Origin of the sequence: Geomicrobium sp. JCM 19038 (genome assembly GCF_000698125.1) — a bacterium.
Taxonomy (GTDB): domain Bacteria; phylum Bacillota; class Bacilli; order Bacillales; family Marinococcaceae; genus Geomicrobium_A.
Genome location: NZ_BAXA01000002.1, coordinates 278,463 through 298,022 on the forward strand (window position 1 = coordinate 278,463; position 19,560 = coordinate 298,022).

At 41.9% G+C, this 19,560-nt stretch carries 17 protein-coding genes, 4 pseudogenes and 1 other annotated feature; of the genes and pseudogenes, 15 read left to right on the plus strand and 6 right to left on the minus strand.

What is annotated here, in order from left to right; translation table 11 throughout:
* The first annotated feature begins 89 nt into the window (after positions 1 to 89).
* From pxpB to JCM19038_RS04170, 5 genes are read left to right on the plus strand one after another with little or no spacing between them, the layout of a single operon-like run.
* Positions 90 to 833, plus strand: coding sequence for a 5-oxoprolinase subunit PxpB (pxpB, locus tag JCM19038_RS04150; RefSeq protein WP_042414842.1), 744 nt, complete (start codon positions 90 to 92; stop codon positions 831 to 833).
* Positions 823 to 1,839, plus strand: a complete 1,017-nt coding sequence (locus tag JCM19038_RS04155; protein ID WP_042414845.1) for a biotin-dependent carboxyltransferase family protein — start codon at positions 823 to 825, stop codon at positions 1,837 to 1,839. Before pxpB ends, JCM19038_RS04155 begins: the two co-directional genes overlap by 11 nt.
* Complete coding sequence (locus JCM19038_RS04160; RefSeq protein ID WP_152549329.1) at positions 1,839 to 2,612, plus strand: putative hydro-lyase; 774 nt, start codon at positions 1,839 to 1,841, stop codon at positions 2,610 to 2,612. Before JCM19038_RS04155 ends, JCM19038_RS04160 begins: the two co-directional genes overlap by 1 nt.
* A 20-nt stretch (positions 2,613 to 2,632) precedes the next feature.
* Positions 2,633 to 3,847 carry an NRAMP family divalent metal transporter gene (locus JCM19038_RS04165; RefSeq protein WP_042358210.1) on the plus strand — a complete coding sequence of 405 codons (1,215 nt, stop codon included), beginning with the start codon at positions 2,633 to 2,635 and terminating at the stop codon, positions 3,845 to 3,847.
* A 20-nt stretch (positions 3,848 to 3,867) separates the two neighbouring features.
* The gene (locus tag JCM19038_RS04170) at positions 3,868 to 4,626 is read left to right on the plus strand and encodes a LamB/YcsF family protein (protein WP_042414853.1); all 759 of its coding nucleotides are present in this window, start codon (positions 3,868 to 3,870) and stop codon (positions 4,624 to 4,626) included.
* 46 nt (positions 4,627 to 4,672) lie between these two features.
* On the opposite strand, the pseudogene argS reads toward JCM19038_RS04170, so the two are convergent.
* A pseudogene (argS, locus tag JCM19038_RS04175) lies at positions 4,673 to 6,309 on the minus strand (arginine--tRNA ligase).
* Between the two features lie 39 nt (positions 6,310 to 6,348).
* Positions 6,349 to 6,555 (minus strand) — a binding site (T-box leader).
* 91 nt (positions 6,556 to 6,646) lie between these two features.
* On the opposite strand from argS, the gene JCM19038_RS04180 reads away from it, so the two are divergent.
* On the plus strand, positions 6,647 to 7,042 hold the full coding sequence (locus JCM19038_RS04180; protein WP_042414856.1) for an ASCH domain-containing protein: 396 nt from the start codon (positions 6,647 to 6,649) through the stop codon (positions 7,040 to 7,042).
* A gap of 70 nt (positions 7,043 to 7,112) precedes the next feature.
* Here JCM19038_RS04180 and JCM19038_RS04185 read toward each other — a convergent pair whose 3' ends face one another.
* The 3 genes from JCM19038_RS04185 to JCM19038_RS21620 are packed head-to-tail and all read right to left on the minus strand — an operon-like array spanning position 7,113 to position 8,620.
* Complete coding sequence (locus JCM19038_RS04185; protein WP_042414859.1) at positions 7,113 to 7,979, minus strand: hydroxymethylglutaryl-CoA lyase; 867 nt, start codon at positions 7,977 to 7,979, stop codon at positions 7,113 to 7,115.
* Complete coding sequence (locus JCM19038_RS04190; protein WP_193745032.1) at positions 7,979 to 8,446, minus strand: GntR family transcriptional regulator; 468 nt, start codon at positions 8,444 to 8,446, stop codon at positions 7,979 to 7,981. Before JCM19038_RS04190 ends, JCM19038_RS04185 begins: the two co-directional genes overlap by 1 nt.
* Before the next feature lie 12 nt (positions 8,447 to 8,458).
* Positions 8,459 to 8,620, minus strand: a complete 162-nt coding sequence (locus JCM19038_RS21620; protein ID WP_081831590.1) for a GntR family transcriptional regulator — start codon at positions 8,618 to 8,620, stop codon at positions 8,459 to 8,461.
* 167 nt (positions 8,621 to 8,787) lie between these two features.
* Between JCM19038_RS21620 and JCM19038_RS04195 the strand changes: the two are divergent.
* From JCM19038_RS04195 to JCM19038_RS22605, 8 genes and pseudogenes are all read left to right on the plus strand, one after another.
* Positions 8,788 to 9,989 (plus strand): annotated as a pseudogene (locus JCM19038_RS04195) (CaiB/BaiF CoA transferase family protein).
* Between the two features lie 28 nt (positions 9,990 to 10,017).
* The gene (locus JCM19038_RS04200; RefSeq protein WP_042358212.1) at positions 10,018 to 10,266 is read left to right on the plus strand and encodes a hypothetical protein; all 249 of its coding nucleotides are present in this window, start codon (positions 10,018 to 10,020) and stop codon (positions 10,264 to 10,266) included.
* 58 nt (positions 10,267 to 10,324) lie between these two features.
* Positions 10,325 to 11,134, plus strand: a complete 810-nt coding sequence (locus tag JCM19038_RS24230) for a sodium:solute symporter (protein WP_255343336.1) — start codon at positions 10,325 to 10,327, stop codon at positions 11,132 to 11,134.
* On the plus strand, positions 11,107 to 11,775 hold the full coding sequence (locus tag JCM19038_RS24235) for a hypothetical protein (RefSeq protein WP_255343337.1): 669 nt from the start codon (positions 11,107 to 11,109) through the stop codon (positions 11,773 to 11,775). The genes JCM19038_RS24230 and JCM19038_RS24235 overlap by 28 nt, the downstream gene beginning before the upstream one ends.
* A gap of 172 nt (positions 11,776 to 11,947) precedes the next feature.
* Positions 11,948 to 12,271 (plus strand): membrane protein, encoded by a 324-nt coding sequence (locus JCM19038_RS04210; RefSeq protein ID WP_042414862.1) that lies wholly within the window; start codon positions 11,948 to 11,950, stop codon positions 12,269 to 12,271.
* 472 nt (positions 12,272 to 12,743) lie between these two features.
* Positions 12,744 to 13,529, plus strand: a complete 786-nt coding sequence (locus JCM19038_RS04215; RefSeq protein WP_238554279.1) for a class I SAM-dependent methyltransferase — start codon at positions 12,744 to 12,746, stop codon at positions 13,527 to 13,529.
* Between the two features lie 131 nt (positions 13,530 to 13,660).
* Positions 13,661 to 14,724 (plus strand): annotated as a pseudogene (locus tag JCM19038_RS04220) (M42 family peptidase).
* Between the two features lie 151 nt (positions 14,725 to 14,875).
* Positions 14,876 to 15,103, plus strand: coding sequence for a DUF4190 domain-containing protein (locus tag JCM19038_RS22605; RefSeq protein ID WP_052361057.1), 228 nt, complete (start codon positions 14,876 to 14,878; stop codon positions 15,101 to 15,103).
* A gap of 46 nt (positions 15,104 to 15,149) precedes the next feature.
* Here JCM19038_RS22605 and JCM19038_RS04230 read toward each other — a convergent pair whose 3' ends face one another.
* Positions 15,150 to 16,421 carry a globin-coupled sensor protein gene (locus tag JCM19038_RS04230; protein ID WP_042414869.1) on the minus strand — a complete coding sequence of 424 codons (1,272 nt, stop codon included), beginning with the start codon at positions 16,419 to 16,421 and terminating at the stop codon, positions 15,150 to 15,152.
* A gap of 48 nt (positions 16,422 to 16,469) precedes the next feature.
* Positions 16,470 to 18,032, minus strand: a complete 1,563-nt coding sequence (locus JCM19038_RS04235; protein ID WP_042414872.1) for a PucR family transcriptional regulator — start codon at positions 18,030 to 18,032, stop codon at positions 16,470 to 16,472.
* A 113-nt stretch (positions 18,033 to 18,145) separates the two neighbouring features.
* Here JCM19038_RS04235 and JCM19038_RS04240 point away from each other — a divergent pair.
* Positions 18,146 to 19,503 (plus strand): annotated as a pseudogene (locus JCM19038_RS04240) (aspartate aminotransferase family protein).
* The last annotated feature ends 57 nt before the right edge of the window (positions 19,504 to 19,560 follow it).

The following is a 19,560-nucleotide window of genomic DNA, read 5'->3' on the forward strand; positions in this document are numbered from 1 at the left end:
CTGGTATTAGAAGGTACTACGTTGGAGACGTCCGTTTATTATGCTAATATAGTGATAATTTCTTTCTGGAGACGTGAAGGAGGTCCTTGATGGCAGTATATAAAGAGGCTGAGTTTTACGAATTAAGTGAACGAGCAGTAACAGTTAAATTTGGTGACGGTATTGATCCAAAACTGCATGCACGTGTTAGTCAGTTTATGCAAGTAATCGACGAGCAACCGTTTCGGGGGTATGTTGAAGCGGTCCCAAGTTATACTGGCATTACGTTTTTCTATAATCCTTTGAAAGTTATAAAAACGAACAATGAAACTACAATTCAACAACAGGTCATTGTAGAGTTAAAGGAGCGAATTGATCAGCTAGAGTACGCAACGAAAAATAGTTTAGAAGCAAATAAAATCGAAATTCCTGTTTTATACGGTGGAGAATATGGCCCTGACTTGCAAGAAGTTGCGCACGCCAATGGTTTATTAACAGATGAAGTGATTCAACTTCACTCAGAGCGCACGTATCTAGTCTATATGATTGGTTTTGCGCCTGGGTTTCCCTTTATCGGTGGGATGAATGAACGTATTGCAACACCGAGAAAATCGAAGCCACGAGAAAAGGTTCCTGCAGGATCCGTTGGAATTGCAGGGCATCAGACGGGTGTGTATCCCATGGCAACACCTGGAGGATGGCAATTGATAGGTCAAACACCGTTGAAGTTGTTTGATGTAAATAGGGATGTGCCAAGCTTATTGCAATCGGGTGATCAAGTTACGTTTAAACCCATCTCTAAAGACGCGTTTGTCGAACTTAAGGAAAGGAGTGAAAAGAGCCATGACAGTTGAAGTCGTAAAGCCTGGGGTGCAGACGACAGTACAAGACATCGGTCGATTTGGTTATTTGCGTCAAGGTGTGTTGCAAAGTGGTGCGATGGACACGATTTCGTTACGCACTGCCAATCAACTCGTCGGGAACGATGAATTTGCTGCTGCTCTTGAACTAACGATTGCGGGCCCCTCGTTAAAGTTTGAAACCGATGCTCTACTCGCAGTTACAGGTGCGGGCATGCAACCAGTCATTGATGGAAAAGAATACAGCTTAGGTGTCCCTCTTTTCATTCCTAAAGGTCAAATGCTTTCATTTAAGCCAATTAAACACGGAATTCGTGCGTACGTTGCAGTAGCTGGTGGCTTTGATATTCCTCAAGTAATGGATAGTCATAGTACATATTTGCGCGCAGGCTTTGGTGGCTTTGAAGGAAGAGCGTTGCAAAAGGGTGACGTATTGGCAATTCAAGAAACAAATTATCCGTACTTTAATTGGATGAAAGAACGAGCTGGTGGGATCGTGAAGGCACTTAAATGGGGAGCCAATTCATTACGATTGGATGAGGAATCGAACCAAAGCATTCGTATATTTAAAGGAACTCACTGGGACCGTTTTACAGAGGATAGTCAGAAGAAGCTCATTCATACAGAGTATTTCTTAACGACACAATCAGATCGAATGGGCTATCGTTTTGAAGCGGAGGAAACGCTTGAATTAAAGGATGCCTTTAACGTACTTTCAGAAGCGGTTGATTTCGGTACTGTGCAAGTTCCAAGTGAAGGGAAGCCGATGATTTTAATGGCGGATCGTCAAACGACCGGTGGTTACCCACGCATGGCACAAGTAATTGCTGCGGACCTTTCGCGTTTGGCACAATTGAGGCCAACAGAAACGATGCGTTTTGAACTTGTTTCATTTAAAGAAGCAGAAGACTTGTATGTACAACAAGAACGATCAATGACTGAGCGAAAAGCCGGAATTAGTCTGCGTTGGAACGAATGTTTAAAAGGAGCGGGTGTGTAATGAAAGAGCGACAAGCGGTCATGAAAGAAATCAGAAGTGCGTCGTTTACAACACCAACATCGGGCGTTGCTGACGGGTACGCTCAAGCAAACCTTGTCGTTCTCGATAAAGCGTATGCGTTTGATTTTCTCGTCTATTGTGAACGTAACAAAAGAGCATGTCCAATTCTTGACGTTACGGATGTCGGCTCACCGAAACCAGTATTGACCGGGCATCAAAACGATCTACGTACGGATCTTCCGAAGTATCAAGTGTATGAATCAGGGAAACTCGTGGAGTCTGTCAACGATGTGACAGAGTATTGGACCGATGACTCGGTCGCTTTCTTGCTCGGGTGTAGTTTTACGTTTGAAGAAGCGCTAAGACAAAATGGCATCCCAATTCGCCACAATGAAGAGAAGTGCAATGTTCCGATGTTTGAAACGAATATTGACACCATACCTGCAGGACCTTTTAGTGGTCCAATGGTCGTTAGTATGCGTCCGATGTCACAGCAAGACGCGGTACGTGCCGTCCAAGTGACTTCACGTTTTCCAGATGTTCACGGGGCGCCGATTCATATTGGCGATCCTAAAGCTATTGGTATTGATGACATCCGAACGCCTGATTATGGGGATGCTGTAACGATTAAAGAAGGCGAAGTTCCGGTGTTTTGGGCTTGTGGCGTTACTCCTCAGGCTGCAGCAAAGGCAAATGGTTTAAGTATGATCACTCATGCTCCAGGGCATATGTATATTACGAATGTAAAAAATGAAACGCTAGGTGTACTGTAGCGCTAGGAGGAAACAAGCTCATGGGGGCAAATTTACAACGACAATTGACAGATAAGGAACGAAATCGCTTTTTGCGTGGTGCCATCTTTTTAATGGCTACTTCTGCAATTGGTCCGGCATTTCTTACGCAAACGGCGACATTTACAGAGCAGTTTATGGCGAGCTTTGCATTCGCGATTGTCGTTTCATTGATTATTGATATCGGTGTGCAGCTAAACATCTGGCGTGTCATTTCGGTTTCAGGGATGCGGGGACAAGAAATTGCGAACAACGTGTTACCCGGTTTAGGATTCGTCATTGCCGGATTGATTATTTTTGGAGGCTTTGCTTTTAATATCGCAAACCTTGGTGGTGCGGGCCTTGCACTCAACGTGCTTTTTGATTTTCCGCCTGCATTAGGTGCAGGGATTACAGCAGTCATTACTATTATTATTTTCTCAATAAAGAATTACGGTAAAGTCATGGACAAGCTGATGCAGATCTTTGGTCTTATCATGATTGTCATGACAGGGTATGTGATGTTTTCAACAGATCCCCCATATCAAGAGGCATTAATTCGTACGTTCGTTCCTGAAGACTGGATGATTCTGCTTTTACCTATTGTTACCATCGTTGGGGGAACCGTAGGTGGATACATCTCATTTGCGGGTGGTCATCGACTTGTCGATGCGGGTGTAACGGGGAAAGAGAATGTTGGTTTTGTAAGCCGTGCAGCGTCATATGGAATCTTAACGACAGGGGTTATGCGAATCTTTTTATTCCTCGCTTTCCTTGGCGTCGTTAGTGCAGGTTTCACGTTAGATGAGAACAACCCGGCGTCTACTGCTTTTCTTGTAGGCCTTGGTGATATTGGCTATTACATGTTTGGTGTTGTATTGTTCGTTGCAGCCATTAGTTCAGTAATTGGTGTAGGGTATACGAGTATGTCCTTCTTGCGTTCGTTCCATCCTGTCTTTGAAAAGTATAACAGCTGGTTTATTGCTGGTTTTATAACGATTTCAGCTACAATCTTCATACTCATTGGTCAACCGGTCCAGCTACTCATTATTGCAGGTGCTTTAAATGGTATGATCTTGCCAATTATCTTAGTGACAATCCTCGTTGCCTCACGTAAAAAGAAAATTGTTGGAGATTACAAACATCCGACGTGGCTTATTATTTTCGGAGCGATTACGGCGGTTGTAACTGTAGGTGCAAGTATCATTGCATTCAGAGGAATATTGGACTTATTCTAATATGAACAGGAGGAGAAACAATGGTTAAAGTTGATTTGAACTGTGATATGGGAGAAAGCTTTGGGACGTATGTCAAAGGAACTGATGAGGAAATCTTGCCTTACGTTACCTCTGCAAACATTGCTTGTGGTTTTCATGCAGGAGATGCAAGTACGATGCGAAAAACGGTAAAGCTCGCTTTAGAGCACAACGTTCGTTTAGGCGCACATCCTGGTTTGCAAGACCTGATTGGCTTTGGACGTCGCTCAATGGATCTTTCGTTTGATGAAGCGTATGACTTGGTACAATATCAAGTCGGTGCATTAATGGGCATTGCCAAAGCTGAAGGTGGTCACCTTCAACACGTAAAAGCTCATGGTGCACTTTACAATATGGCAGCAGGAAACGAAGAGATTGCGAACGCAATTGCCAAAGCAGTGTATGATATCGACGACCAGCTCATCTTGTTCGGACTTGCTGGAAGTAAGCTGATTGAAGCGGGAGAAGCTGTAGGACTTCAAACTGCAAGTGAAGTATTTGCCGACCGGACGTATCAGAACAACGGTATGCTAACGTCACGTCGCGATACGAATGCGCTAATTGAAGATGTGAATGTCGCGAGTGAACAAGTCATACGTATGGTTACTGAGCATACAGTAAAAACAGTAGAATCAAAAGACATTGCTATTCAAGCTGACACCGTTTGTATTCATGGTGATGGTGCACATGCCTTAGCCTTTGCAAAGCAAGTACGAGAGCAAGTTGAAGCAGCAGGAATTACGGTACAAGCATTTAAATAATCATGTGAAACGGCCATTCGTTGTTAGAATGGCGTTTGTAGTTTTACTACATCTTCTTTGGGGCTTCAATTACGAGAAGGTGTAAGCATTGTTTAAGTGCTACGTTAATCGCGTCAACGAGGCTTAAGCGGTTTTGTAGCTGGTCATCGTCTTTTAGGATGTGTGTTTGACTGTAGTAACGGTTGAAGGCTTGCGAAAGTGATAAGACGTATCTAGCAACAATTGAAGGATCATGGGAATTAAGTGCTCGTACGATTGTTTCCTCTAATTTAGAGAGGGTAACAAAGCATTCCCAAGCTTCATCTTCAACGGATTGACCGTTTTGCCACATAAACGTTTGCCCATGAACTAACGAGTACGTACGAACGTGCGTATATTGTACGTATGGACCTGTCTCGCCTTCAAAACGAAGCGTATCTTCTAATGAAAAATCAATGTCGTTTCTACGGTCATTTTTCAAATCGTTAAAAATAATTGCGCCTACACCGACTTGACTGGCGACTTCTTTACGATTTGGGAGGCTGGGGTTCTTTTCTTGCATGTACTGTTCAGCAAGCGCGGTAGCTTCGGATAACACATCATCAAGATAGACAACACTTCCTTTTCTAGTGCTCATCTTTTTCCCCTCAAGGCGCATCATGCCAAAGTTGATATGCTCCATTTTTTCAGACCAACCATAGCCAAGTTTACGTATGACAGCCTTGAGTTGTTTGAAATGAAGGGTTTGTTCATTACCAACGACATAGAGTGAACGTGTAAACTGATACATTTGTTTACGATACAATGCTGCAGCAAGGTCACGTGTAGCATAAAGCGTTGCTCCGTCTGATTTTTTGATCAGGCATGGCGGCAAATGCTCTTGATTAAGTGAAACGACTTGAGCGCCTTCAGATTGTTCGAGTAAGTGATGATGTTCAAGTTTTTCAATGACCGCTTGCATTTTATCGTTATAAAATGATTCACCGTCATATGAATCAAAGGTGACCCCGAGTGTTGTATAGATGCCTTGAAAGGACGAGAGAGATACTGATTTAAACCATTTCCAAAGGCTAAGCGCTTCTTCGTTTCCTTGTTCAAGCTCGTAAAACCATCGTCTACCTTCAGCTTCGTCCCCTTCTTTATGGAAGCGTACATACAGCTTTAACAATTCTTGAATGGGCGCTTTTTCCACCTCTTCCTTTACACCCCACTGTTTGTACGCGGCAATTAACTTTCCAAATTGAGTACCCCAATCACCAATATGATTAATGCGAATGACCGTGTACCCTTGCTGTTCATACAAGCGAGCGATCGATTCTCCGATGATCGTTGATCGTAGGTGGCCCATTGAGAAAGGTTTGGCAATGTTTGGTGACGACATATCAATCGAAACGGTTCCTTGATTTGTGATCGTTTCTTTTTTCTTAGCAAATAGCGAATCAGCAAACGCTGTACGATTGAAATGGACGTTAGCATAACCACCAATGACATCGACTTCGTCGATACTTGTAACTGCAGAAAGTATCGTTTGAACGCGTAATGCAATAACATGGGGCGACATTTTTAGTTCTTTAGCTAATGTGAAGCAAGGAATAGAGAGGTCGCATGATTCGGTTGTTTAGGGTATTCAAACAAGTGTGATGTAATGGGAACGGACAGTTCTAACGATAAAACGTTCGCAATTTCTTCTTTTAGCAAATTCATAATACGCCCCTTTTTACGACGAAAAGACCCCCACCTCAAAAAAGAGGCGGGGGTCCCGCGGTACCACTCTCGTTAACGTATGAAACGTTCACTTTCACATAACGGTGTGATTGCCGGCTGTTCGTACTCAAATGTTCAGAACAGCATCTTAGAAGTCCGCTTCACGATTCTGTTCCTGCCGGCTTGCACCAAACCCGGCTCGCTGTGAGTGAACATCATCGCTACTCTCTTCATCGTCGATTGTATAGTGAGATTTATTCTACCCGAGTATCCTCGTTTGTCAAGCACTAAATCAAAAATAAGTTCAGGTTATAATAAGTCTAGAGGAGTGAACTATATGACTATTCATGAACGAACAATGGTCTTTGGTTGGGAGAATGATGGAGGCATTGGAGAGAAATTAATTCAAGAGATTATTGATGGTACAAAAACAACTACGTGTGCTTTAAAAGCAGAATATACGGTAGATCAAATGCAAGAAGTGTACCGTCAAGTTCATGAGCGAGTAACTATTTTGAATAAACATGGGGTTCCAAAAGTGAATGTCGTCGTTGTAGATGTTTATGAGACAACGTTTGGTCAACCAGATTCCAGGCTCGTTGAAGGGGAAGGCTATGGGAGGGACATTCACGGATTTCAAGAAGCACACCGGTTAGCATGGGGAGATTTAGGTGTGCCTTTGAAAGAGGATACAATTTTAATTGTGGAACAATTTAAGAAAATTGATAACTAAAACGAGCGTCCTCTTATGGGCGCTCGTTTTTTAGTTTAGGCTTTGGTCGTTTCATATGCAGGGCCTGCTTTCATGACCATGCAGGAAGTGTTTTGCCCATCACACGTTCTAGCCAGTTCGCGGTTTTGAGTAGTTTCTCTAAATCAACGTCTGTTGCAATGCCCATTTCATGCAACATATGGATGAGATCTTCACTCGCGACATTGCCAACGGCATTTGGTGCAAATGGACAGCCACCGAGCCCCCCTAAAGCAGCATCGAATTTCGTAACACCTTCTTCGTAACCAGCAACGACATTGGCTAATCCAAGTCCGCGCGTATTATGGAAATGCAATCCAAGGGGTGTGTCGGTGCCAAAGTTCTCTTTAAATAATCGCACCATCTGCTTTACTTTAGTTGGGTTCGCCATTCCGGTCGTATCGGCAAGAACAATTTCAGTTGCGCCAGCGTTTAAGAAACGCTCTACGACGTGTAATACTTTTGTTTCATCAACATGACCTTCATAAGGACATCCAAAGCTTGTAGCTAACACAGCTGCAGACGGTCGTCCGGCATTTTTCGCATCCTGGATGACGGCGCTGTTTTCATCTACACCCTTATCAACTGTCCTTCTCGCATTTTTCTGATTAAATGTGTCACTCGTCGCAACGACGACGTGTAATAAATCGACGTCTGTTTCAATTGCACGTTCAAGCCCTGAACGGCTCAACACAAGTCCGGCATACGTGACACCGTCACGCTTGTTGATCGCTTTCATTACATCTTCAGCATCAGCCATTTGTGGAACGACTTTAGGGTTCACAAACGATACAGCCTCAACTTTTTTAACGCCGGCATCAACGATTTGCTCAATAAATTGAACCTTGTCCTCTGTGGGCACATGCTTTGGTTCATTCTGTAATCCGTCTCTTGGTCCAACCTCACAAAGTGTAATCATCACAAATCACTCCTTTTTAGTTGTTCAAGGACACGATCTCTTCCTTGATAAATATGTTCATGCATTGCACTCCTTGCGCGAGCGCTATCTTGGTCTTTGATCGCACGTATAATGACTTCATGTAGTTCAAATGACTGTTCTAGACCTCGTTGTTCAAACCAATAAAATGAATGGAACACAAGAGGTAAAACAACGACCTTACGGATGAGATCTTCAGTATGTGGGTCTTTGCTAGCTCGAATCACAGTGTCGTGGAACTTATGGTTTTTCTTTAATACATCTTGAATATGTGCTGTTTTATTTGTCCCTCGACTCATGATAATCGTTTTAAAATCTTCGTTTGCCTTGTGCATGTCGGACAGGTCTTGCTCTGTTCGATGAATGGCACTCAAACTAGCAGCGTAGCCTTCGAGTAAAGACCGCACATCATAGATTTGACGGATATCATTTTGTGAAAAGGAACGCACGATGTACTCGCTTTAGCGGGTGATGAGCCCGTCAAACTCCAATTGCTTTAATGCGCTACGAATTGGTGTACGACTCACTTTCCATTCTTCGGTTAACGCTTCTTCGGTTAAGCGATCTCCTGGTTTGTACTTTCCCGTAATTAACGCTTGTTTCATACGTTCATAAACATTCAAAGCCAACACCTCTTCGTTTATTGTAGCTGAATGTTGAGAAAACAACAAAATATAAATCTTATTTTGTATACAATAAAGCGTTTACACAATGTTATTTTAAATTATTATTGACCTTTTGTATACAATGGTGCTATTGTTTTCTTAATATTCAATCAGGAGTGATGGGAATGAATGAGACGTCTATGCCCCTTAAAGGCATTCGTGTACTAGAGCTTGGGACGTTGTTAGCCGGCCCATTTGCTGGACGTTTGCTTGCGGATTTTGGTGCAGAAGTAATTAAGATTGAACCACCAGATAAGCCCGATCCGATGAGGCAGTGGGGAAAAGAAAAAGAAGGAGTTGGATTGTGGTGGCCGGTGCAATCACGTAATAAGAAATCGATTACGTTGAACTTACGGACAGAAGAAGGTCAAACTGTGTTCAAAGAATTGGCAGAGAATTCAGATGTTGTCATTGAAAATTTCCGAACAGGCACGATGGAAAAGTGGGGGCTCGGTTACGAAGATCTTAGGGAAATTAATCCTCGTCTCATTATGATGAGAACAACGGGTTACGGTCAGACAGGTCCTTACAAAGATCGTGCAGGGTTTGGAAGTATTGGTGAGGCGATGGGTGGTATTCGTTACGTAACTGGATTCCAGGATCGTCCGCCAGCTCGAGTAGGTATATCAATCGGAGACACATTAGCGGCATTGTACTCGACAATTGGTTGTTTAACAGCGATTGAAGAACGACACAAGTCAGGGGAAGGCAGATGATCGATACGGCCATTTATGAGTCGGTATTCTCTGTAATGGAAAGTATGATTCCAGATTACTTACTAGCCGATTATGTACGAGAGCGAACGGGCAATATTCTTCCAGGTGTTGCACCTTCAAGCATTTATCGTACAAAAGACGATACGTACGTTGTAATTGGCGCAAATGCAGATGCAGTGTTTTCAAGGCTTACGAGAGCGATGGGACAACCAGAACTTGCTGAGCATGATGATTATAAAACACATCTTGCTCGTGGAAAGAATCAAAAAGAGTTAGATGCTCTTATTGAGCGCTGGACAAAAACTCTCGATGCAAAGCATGTGCTTGAAGCGTTAGAGGAGCAAGGCGTTCCTTCGGGGCTAATCTATAGTGCAGCAGATATTGTTAAAGACCCGCATTATGCAGCTCGAGACATGATCGTGAAAACAGAACATCCACAGCTTGGGGAGTTTCCGATGCCTGGAGTTGTACCGAAGTTAAGTCGTACACCAGGGCAAATCGATCATGCGGGAAGTGTAAAGCCAGGCGAAGCAAATGAAGCGATCTATCAGTCGATGCTAGGGATGACGAGTGAGAAAATAGAGCAACTGCAAGCGCGTGGTGTCATTTAAACAAATCAGTCGAAAAGGAGGGATTTGGATGAAAGAACCCATTCAGAAGAAGTGGATTTGGGTAGGCTTTGTGTTATTGATTCTGTTTAATGCTCCGTGGTATTTACCTGAAGGGATGATCGAACCGTATATTCTAGGTATTCCGTTTTGGGCGCTCATTAGTGTTGGATTGTCACTAATTCTTTGTGCGTATTTGAGTTGGCTCTGTATGACGCAGTGGAACTTAATAGAAGATGAAGAGGAAGAAGAGTTTGAAAAAGAGAGGAGACAATCATAATGGAGTTGCAATTTGGCGGTACTGATGCCTGATCATACTAGGTGCATATGCCGTACTCATGATTGTCATCGGCTGGATTGCGGGAAGAGGAAAGAAGTTAGGGAAAAGCGTTGGAGAGTATTATCTTGCAGGACGAAACTTAGGGTTTATTACGTTGTTTTTCACACTTTATGCGACACAGTATAGCGGAAATACGATTGTCGGTTACGCCCCAACAGCCTACAGGGAAGGCTTCTCATGGTTACAGTCAATACCGTTTATGACAGCGATTATTGGTGTATACCTCATCTTTGCACCGAGGTTGTACGTCATTGCGAAGCGTGCGAAGTTCGTAACACCAACGGATTGGATTAGTTACCGTTTTGAGTCGAAGCGGGTAACGATCGTTGCAATCTTGCTCATGCTTTGGGGATTAGGGAATTACTTATTGGAACAACTTGTAGCCATTGGTCATGCTGTTTCTGGGTTAACGGCTGGAGCAATCCCATATGGGTATGCAGTTATAGGATTTATCGTCGTTATGCTTATCTATGAGTGGCTCGGTGGAATGAGAGCGGTTGCAGTCACTGATGTACTTCAAGGAATTATCTTGCTTGTAGGTATTTTTGTTGTACTAATCGGTGCTTTAGCGTTAGCGGGGGGCAGTCTTAGCGGAGTTTCAGAAACGATTGCTACAACCGAACCACAGAAAATTGGAGTACCTGATTTACAGACGAATATAAACTGGATTAGTATGATTCTTCTAGCAGGTATTGGTGCTGCCGTATATCCGCATGCTGTGCAACGGATTTATTCAGCAAAGAGTGAGCGTACATTGAAACGTTCATTTGCTCGTATGGCTTGGATGCTCCAATTACGACGGGGTTAGTACTAGTTGTTGGTATTATTTGTATCGTTTTATACCCTGGAATGGATACAGGGCAATCAGAGCAAGTCATAGGTATACTTGCAAATGATATTGCTGCCATGCACCCATTCTATTATTGGATGATGATTATCTTCTTCGGTGGAATCGTTGGTGCGATTATTTCTACTGCGGATTCAGTATTACTTAGTTTCTCATCTATGGTGTCTCATGATATTTATGGGAAGTACATCAACCCTAATGCAACAGATGAGCGTAAAGTAAAAGTAGGAAAGTTCGTCGGTATTGTCGTCGTCTTCTTGTTGTTGTGGATTGCATGGAACCCACCAGGAACACTTTATCAAATTTTTGTTTTGAAATTCGAATTGTTAATTCAAGTTGCACCTTGCTTTTTGTTAGGCTTGTATTGGAAGCGTTTACGCGCAACGCCAGTGTTCTGGGGTATGGTCATTGGAGCCACAATTGCAGGGGTCATGACACTTACAGGAAACAATACACTCTACGGAATTCACGGCGGGATCATTGGCTTGATTGCTAACTTTGTCGTCTGTGTCAGTGGTTCACTAATGATGCCAGTATCCGAGGATTACAAAAAGCATATTCATACAAAAACATCCATTCATGATAACGGCGTACAAATGTAGTTCTGAGAAGGTGGAATAGCGCATACTTGTTGTTAATCAAACGTTTAATTAGCGAACGAGAGCATCTTCTTTCCTTTCCGTCAGCAATGTTGTATGTTTAAAACATAAAAAAATGAAACTATGGTTCATTTTCAAACGTATTTAAGATTAATAAAGGAAAGGAGATGTTGGTATGTCAGAAATACAACGAACGCCGGACCGAGATGCGGAAGAAAATATGGGTTTAGGAATTGTTGCATACATTTTGTTCTTTATTCCGTTACTTGCTGGTAAAGATTCTCCATTTGCGAGGTATCATGCAAATCAAGGATTGTTGCTGTTAATCTTAGGGATTATTGTGGCGATTTTCGGATCGATTCCGATTATAGGGACATTTATTATTGGCCCAATTGGTTCACTATTTGTCCTCGCATTGTTCATTTTAGGAATCGTGAACGCAGTGCAGAAGAAAAGAAAGCCTCTTCCAGTCATTGGTGGAATACAGATCATTAAGTAAATGGAAACGGTTGTCTAAGGTACTAATCTTAAGGCAACTGTTTTTTTTTTGTGGTTGAAAAAAGAAGGGTGCGCAATGAAAAGAGTTGAGCAGTGTTGTCTCGACCATTCATCAAAAAAGTAGAGTATTTGGAGTCACTGGTTTCGTAGTTAGCATGGATGTCATACTGATGGATGGCTACTTATATGTTCTAGAAGCGTTCTTTGCGAAGTGCTTGCATACGGTGAAGTCGTTACGGGGGAAGTAGAAGGCACCCTTCTTTCACTTAATGCTAACATTATTCAGATAAATTGCAATACTTTTATCATAGTTTTTCATAATTTTAACGATAATAGTTCGGTTGAAAGAAGAATGGCATAAGTCTTAAGTCTTTTTTCTGATGATGATTCATTTTTCTTATAGGTAGCCATTCGGTATTCGTAGTAGTCCTTCTCGTTCTAGTACCATAAACTGAGTGTATAAAGGTAAAGAGGTGGTTATCTTGAACAACCAAAAAAATGCGGTACAACAAACGTTCTCATCCTCTTCTCAGAACTATGTGAAAAGTGAACTTCATGCGAAAGGAGAAGATTTAGGAGCACTCGTTACGGAAATTTCAACGCTTAAACCAAAGTCATTACTAGATATTGCTGTAGGTGCTGGTCATGTTAGCAATGCGGTCGCGCCTTACGTAGAAGAAGTGACTGCAATGGATTTAACCGATGAAATGCTTACGACTGCAGAAGCTTTTATTACAGGGAACGGGCATCAAAACGTTCAGTTTGAGCGGGGGGATGCGGAGTCGTTGTCCTATGAGAGTGATTGGTTTGACGTGTCGGTATGTAGAATTGCTGCGCATCACTTTGAACACCCGATTCAGTTTTTGGACAGCGTACAGCGAGTGACGAAGTCAGGGGGACGTTTCTATTTATTAGACAATACGGCACCGGAGATTGAAGAGTATGATCAATTTTACAACGAAATAGAAAAAATGCGTGATCCGAGTCATTATCGAGCTTGGAAGAAAAGTGAATGGATCGCTATGATTGAACAGTCTGGACTTGTCGTTGAGCATTTAGAACGTTACCCAAAAGTTTTTCAATTTGGCGATTGGTGTGGGCGTTTGAACCTTTCAAAGGAACTCCGTCAAGAACTTACTGAACGATTGAAAGATACAACTGTTGAACAGAAGAAGAAATTCAACATTGACATTGACGAAAGCGGAGCTGTGAAGTCTTTCTCAGGGGAGTCTGTTTTAATTCGAGCAAGAAAGTTGTAGCCTAACTTGATAAAATGTTCGTTTCAACGTCAATCATGTGATTGGCGTTGTTTAGTTGTGCATCGTTTAGGAAAAATTAGTGAATTCGGTTACAATAAAGGCAATTGTTGAGGTTAGAAAGGATGTTTAATATGAGTAAGAGTCATCAGTTTTTATATGAGTTAGTCAATACACCGTCACCATCGGGTTATGAAGAGCAAGTGCAATCAAAATGGTTAAACTATGTTCAGCCGTTTGCAGATGAATTAAGAACGGATCATGCGGGAAACGCTTATGCGATCTTAAATCCGAATGCGCCATTTAAAGTTCTAATCGCAGGACATGCAGATGAGATTGGGTTTTTAGTGAAATCAATTGATGAACGAGGATTTATTTATGTAGAGAAACTTGGAGGGATCTCTCCTGCAAATGCCTTAGGGATGGAAGTTACTCTTCATGGTGAGCATGGAGAAGTATCTGGAACGTTTGGGACGAATGCAGAGCACCATGGAGGAGCAAAAGAGAAGATTACAATTGATGATCTTTACATTGATATTGGGGCAACGTCAAAAGATGAGGTGATGCAATATATTCGTGTAGGAGATCCGGCAACATACGATGTAACACCAAAGACTTTACTTAACCAAAGAATTAGTGCGCGTGGCTTGATAATCGTAGTGGCGCTTACATCGTAGCGGAAGTCATTCGTCGTTTGCAAGGTGAGAAAGTTCAAGTTGGTGTATATGGTGTGAGTACCGTCAATGAAGAGACGAATATGGGTGGCGCTTATTTTGCAGGTGCACAAGTGGAGCCGACGATGGCGATTGCTCTTGACGTTACATTTGCGACCGATTACCCGAGTGCAGATCCTAAGAAAAACGGTGATGTACAACTAGGAAAGGGACCGGTCCTTGCAATTGGTGCACCTATTAATCGCAAGATTAATGGACTATTTGAACGTGTAGCAAGTGAAAATGGCATTGAGTTACAATATGAATTAACACCACGAACGACAGGTACGGATGCGGACCGCCTTCGTGTTACGGGTCGCGGGGTACCGGTAGCGGTCGTATCGCTACCGTTGCGATATATGCATGCACCTAGAGAGGTCGTTTCTCTTGAGGATATTGAACTAGAAATTGAGCTTCTCGTACGTTTCATTTTGAGCTTAGAGGGAAAAGAAGGACTAAAGCCAGTCGAAATTCCTTCAAATTGATGATCTAAAGAAACGCCATTCCATGTTTTACGTAGAGCACGGTCTAGATGATCGTAAACGAGCACGTCTATTGAATGGAGTACGGATGTGGAATCACTCTTTGAAGAGGCTTTACTATTCAGAAGTACGTACATTCGATAGGAGGAATACCATGAACGGGAAAGCAATTGCTTCAGTGATCTTAGGTCTCGTTTCGTTTTTTGTTTCATGGATTGGATTTTTAACCGGTGTTGTTGGACTCGTATTAGGAATTATGGCCTTGCGAGAACCAAACGGTGGTGGATTAGCGATTACAGGAATTATAATTAGTGGACTTTCTTTGTTCTTAAATATCTTACTCATCATTTTTGGTGTCGCGTTCCTCGGGTTTTTAATCTAATTAACAGAGCAATCGATCTAGCAATCGATTGCTCTGTTCTTTTTTGTTAAAGTTGTTCGGTGAGTTGTAAGTCTGTTAATTCATTCGATAATGTTGTTAAGGAATTAAATTCTTGCAACAACTCTTCAAAGTGGTGTTGATAATCTGAAACGAACATAGAGAATTGCTCAATGGCTTCATAGTTTAATGCTACACGTTTCGATGTTTCATTTAACCGTTCATTCATTGCAGCGGTTAACGTATTCATCGCAAGGGCTCGCTCACTTAATGCTGTAATATCTTCATTTACATTTGACACGTGCGTCTGTGTATCTGCAATTTGAGCACGAATGCTCTCTAGTGCTGATTGCGTATCAGCTGCTAGATTCCCAACTTCTCTAGCCACTACTGCAAATCCTCTTCCGTATTCCCCAGCGCGTGATGATTCAATGGATGCATTTAACGATAAAACTTTTGTTTTTTTCGAGATTTCCCAGATTGTTTGTGTGATTTTACCGACGTTGATTGAGCTTTCTTGAAGGTGTCCTAACTGATTTTTCGATTTCTCTACTTCAGCAACCATTTCATTCAATCGCTTTATAGACGTCGTTGTTTCGTCTTGAGTGAGCTTCATTTCTGAACTCATCGCCAGAGAATCTTTAAGTAGCTGTTGAAGAGAGGTTGTCATACGTTCCGTTTCTTGCTTTTGTGTTGATACTTTTTCTTTCATCAAGTCAGATTGAGTTTTTAAACTTTCAGCGGTATCAGAAAGCTTTAGATTTTGAGCTTTTCGTGCTTCATTAAAGTGTAGTAAAGATGTTGAATACGATTCAATATACGTTGTAATGGCAAGCTGCATGTCAATTGAACAGAGACGTTTAAATGCGTGATACGTTTTAATGGCTTCAGCTGTTTCCATCTCACGTAAAAGAATCGTTAACATTTCAGTTTGTAAGTGGTTGTAGGCGGCTAAATACCACCGTTCGTTCAGACCAATCTGATGGTGAATTTGACCGATTCGAATGCGTCGGTTTACATAGTCTTGTCCAACTTTACCTTGAAACATATCGAGAATGTATTCCGAGAACGTTTGCTTTAATCGTTCTGTAGATGAATATTGATCTATAATGTCGCGCAATTGTTCTTGTGCCAAAATAGGTTCGTAGAATGTGTCAACGAGAGATGTGATGTGAGGTTCAATGATTAAACGAACATGGGTTAAGTGTTCGATGTCTCCCCATGTAAGCCCTGTAAAAACAATCATATCTCGGTGGTCACTTTGTATAAGATCTTCAAATTCTTCTTTTAATTGTGGCGCTTCTTTCACAAGATTAGTCATAGTAAGCCAAGCTCCCTACTCTATTCATCGGTTAACCATTTGTGTTCTTTAAGACCTCAATTCATAAGCACATAGTGCTACTTCAATGGATAATCGTTGAAAGCAGTCTTCGTTCAGCTTACATCCGAGTAGGTGCTCAATTTTGGATAGCCTATGGTAAAGCGTCTGGCGTGCAATATTTAATCGTTCTGCTGTCTTTTGTTTTGAGCAATTGTTTTGCAAATATACGTTTAATGTAGCCAACAGTTCTTCTCGGTTTCGTACGTGATCAACATAAAGTCCCTTAAGTTGTTGCTGGATGAAGCGATCCAATTCGTCGTTGCTAATCGTTAGTAAGAGTTGATAAATTCCGAGCTCATCATAAAAGCAAGGCGTATGAAACGACGTATGATGAAGTTGAATTACAAGTTCCGATTCTCTAGATGCTTCTTTGACGTGATGTAATTTCGTCTTTCGGCTACTAAATGAAAAATGTAACGTGTCCAGCGCTTCCGTAGAAGACATTTTGCTCAGAAAAAAATCATAAAAGTCTCTGTTGCATGCCTTTGATTCAATGATAAAAAGAATGATGGTATCATGAAGGATTGTAATAAAGATAGGTATTGCCTTTTGTTCAAACAGAGAACGGATGCGTTGGATCATGTAATACTGATCGCTGTTTTCAACAACTGAATGACGGTGTTGTACTTTGCAGATCCGGTAATAAAAAGGTGTTTGAACAGACGGGAAACGACGTTCAATTGTCGTGAGTATTTCTCGTTCATTACACGATCGATCGTTCATTAAATCCAAAATCCACCGATTACTTTGGAGGAGGGATTTCTCTTCATTGTAAGTACGGCGTAAAATCATTTGTGCAAGAGCAATCGAGGCACGGTCGAGAACGAGTTTTTCAAAAGACGTTACATCGGAGTGCTCAATTAGCAAATACCCCCAGGTTTGACCCATCGCTTCAATTTTTTGTACATAATACGTCTCACGATTAAATGTCCAATACGTTGATTCGAATTCATCATCACGGTCCCGTTCTACATGTTGTTGAAGAAATTGAATGTCTTCTTTAGGTTTTACAGGTACACAATAAGGCATTTCGTTTTGTAAGGGTAGATAGACGAGTGGATACGGTATGGCTTCTTTAATTTTCTTTATAAGCTTGAGCGTTCCTTGTTTGTGCAATGTAAGTTTTTGGAATGATTTTGACAGTTCATCGAGTTCGAGCAATTGGTGGTGATGGCGATCGATGAGAAAAGCATGAATATCTTGAGTAAGATCAACAAATCGAACAACCTTATCGAAAACGATAATTGGAAATTGATGTTCATCTGCATAACGAACGACAGATGTCGGTACAGAGTGAATATGTGTACCTAATTCAAAACAAAGCGCGGTTGCGCCTTGATCGATGAGTCCTTTGACATAATGGAGAGCATTGTCATTTTGAATACCCGCACCCGTGCTTAAGATTAATTCGTTACCGTGAATTAGTGATTCAAAGTTTGGTACATCAAGTATATGGACCCAACGAATCGAGCGGTTGAGCCCCTTTTCACCACAAACGACTCGTGCTGTGTTGAAAAGGGGTCGAGTAAGAATCTCTTGCACAGAGATCATAAGTAGCCTCCTAAAGTGTCAAGTCTTTATCTATAAGATTAGACAACTTGTAAAAGGAAATCAATCAGAATATTTGGTATAGTTTGTGTAAAATAACGGATGGAGGCTTGAGCATGAGTGACAAAACAATTGTGTCAAATGAGGAAATGGTCGAGAAAGATCGTCGTTTGCTTTGGCATCATATGACCCCTTATCAAGAGAATAGCGGAGCGATGATTGTTGATAAAGCAAAGGGAGCTTGGATTGAAGACCTTGATGGCAATCGCTTTTTAGATGCGATGGCTGGATTGTGGTGTGTAAATGCGGGCTATGGAAGAACGGAACTCGCTGAGGCGGCTTATGAGCAATTAAAGAAAATGCCTTTTTATCCACTGACACAAAGTCATCTGCCGGCAATTCGTCTTGCAGATCAATTAAATAAATGGCTTGGAGAAGAGTACCGCTTTTCATTCTCGAATAGTGGATCAGAAGCAAATGAAACCGCGTTTAAGATCGCTCGTCAATATCATTACCAAAATGGTGATCAAGGACGTTATAAAGTCATCTCAAGATACCGTGCTTATCACGGAACAACACTTGGAGCATTGTCAGCTACGGGCCAACCGCAACGCAAGTATCGGTATGAGCCCTCGTTCCTGGATTTACTCATGTAACGGCACCTGATTCCTACCGTGTGCCTGCGGAGCATACTGAAGAAAGTTGGAGCAAGCATTGCGCCAATGAAATTGAACAAACCATTCGTTGGGAAAGACCAGAAACGGTTGCAGCAGTTATTATGGAGCCGATTATTACAGGCGGTGGCGTACTTATGCCACATCCGTCTTATTTAAAGGAAGTTGAAGTCATTTGTAAGAAGTATGGCGTACTACTCATTATTGATGAAGTGATTTGTGGCTTTGGACGTACGGGTAAGCCATTCACTTTTCAACATTACGACATTTCTCCAGACATCGTGACGATGGCTAAAGGAATTACGAGTGCGTATTTACCGTTATCGGCAACCGCAATGAAGCCTTATTTATTTGAAGTATTTAAAGAAACTGGAGAAAACGATCATTTTAGACATGTGAATACGTTTGGTGGGCATCCAGCTGCTTGTGAGGTTGCGATTAAGAACCTTGAAATTATGGAAAAAGAGTCACTCGTTGAACAATCAAACGTACAAGGAACGAAGTTGCGAACTCAATTAGAGCCTCTTTTGCGTCACCCACTCGTTGGTGACATTAGACAAAAAGGCTTGTTGCTCGGTATTGAGCTTGTCGAAGATAAGAAAACGAAAGTGCCAGCGGCCCCTGAAGTGATCGCAGATTTGATGAAGCGATGCAAACAAAAAGGATTAATTGTCGGGAAGAACTCTGACACGGTGAGTGGCTATCAAAATGTTATTGCGCTTTCACCACCACTTTCCATTACAGATGAAGATGTAACGTTTATTTCTACCACGATAAAACAAGTCTTTTCAATAGAGTAAGGTAAAAGGAGTGCTGTGGTCATAGTCACAGCATTCTTTTTTTTTGATGGAGCCACA

Bases quoted from the DNA above. Each gene is read 5' to 3' on its own strand.
- JCM19038_RS04155 (WP_042414845.1), top strand. From the start codon at position 823: ATGACAGTTGAAGTCGTAAAGCCTGGGGTGCAGACGACAGTACAAGAC.
- JCM19038_RS04170 (WP_042414853.1), top strand. From the start codon at position 3,868: ATGGTTAAAGTTGATTTGAACTGTGATATGGGAGAAAGCTTTGGGACG.
- JCM19038_RS04160 (WP_152549329.1), top strand. From the start codon at position 1,839: ATGAAAGAGCGACAAGCGGTCATGAAAGAAATCAGAAGTGCGTCGTTT.
- JCM19038_RS22605 (WP_052361057.1), top strand. From the start codon at position 14,876: ATGAACGGGAAAGCAATTGCTTCAGTGATCTTAGGTCTCGTTTCGTTT.
- JCM19038_RS04235 (WP_042414872.1), bottom strand. From the start codon at position 18,032: ATGATCTCTGTGCAAGAGATTCTTACTCGACCCCTTTTCAACACAGCA.
- JCM19038_RS04165 (WP_042358210.1), top strand. From the start codon at position 2,633: ATGGGGGCAAATTTACAACGACAATTGACAGATAAGGAACGAAATCGC.
- JCM19038_RS04230 (WP_042414869.1), bottom strand. From the start codon at position 16,421: ATGACTAATCTTGTGAAAGAAGCGCCACAATTAAAAGAAGAATTTGAA.
- pxpB (WP_042414842.1), top strand. From the start codon at position 90: ATGGCAGTATATAAAGAGGCTGAGTTTTACGAATTAAGTGAACGAGCA.
- JCM19038_RS04180 (WP_042414856.1), top strand. From the start codon at position 6,647: ATGACTATTCATGAACGAACAATGGTCTTTGGTTGGGAGAATGATGGA.
- JCM19038_RS24230 (WP_255343336.1), top strand. From the start codon at position 10,325: ATGATTGTCATCGGCTGGATTGCGGGAAGAGGAAAGAAGTTAGGGAAA.
- JCM19038_RS04185 (WP_042414859.1), bottom strand. From the start codon at position 7,979: ATGATTACACTTTGTGAGGTTGGACCAAGAGACGGATTACAGAATGAA.
- JCM19038_RS04200 (WP_042358212.1), top strand. From the start codon at position 10,018: ATGAAAGAACCCATTCAGAAGAAGTGGATTTGGGTAGGCTTTGTGTTA.
- JCM19038_RS04210 (WP_042414862.1), top strand. From the start codon at position 11,948: ATGTCAGAAATACAACGAACGCCGGACCGAGATGCGGAAGAAAATATG.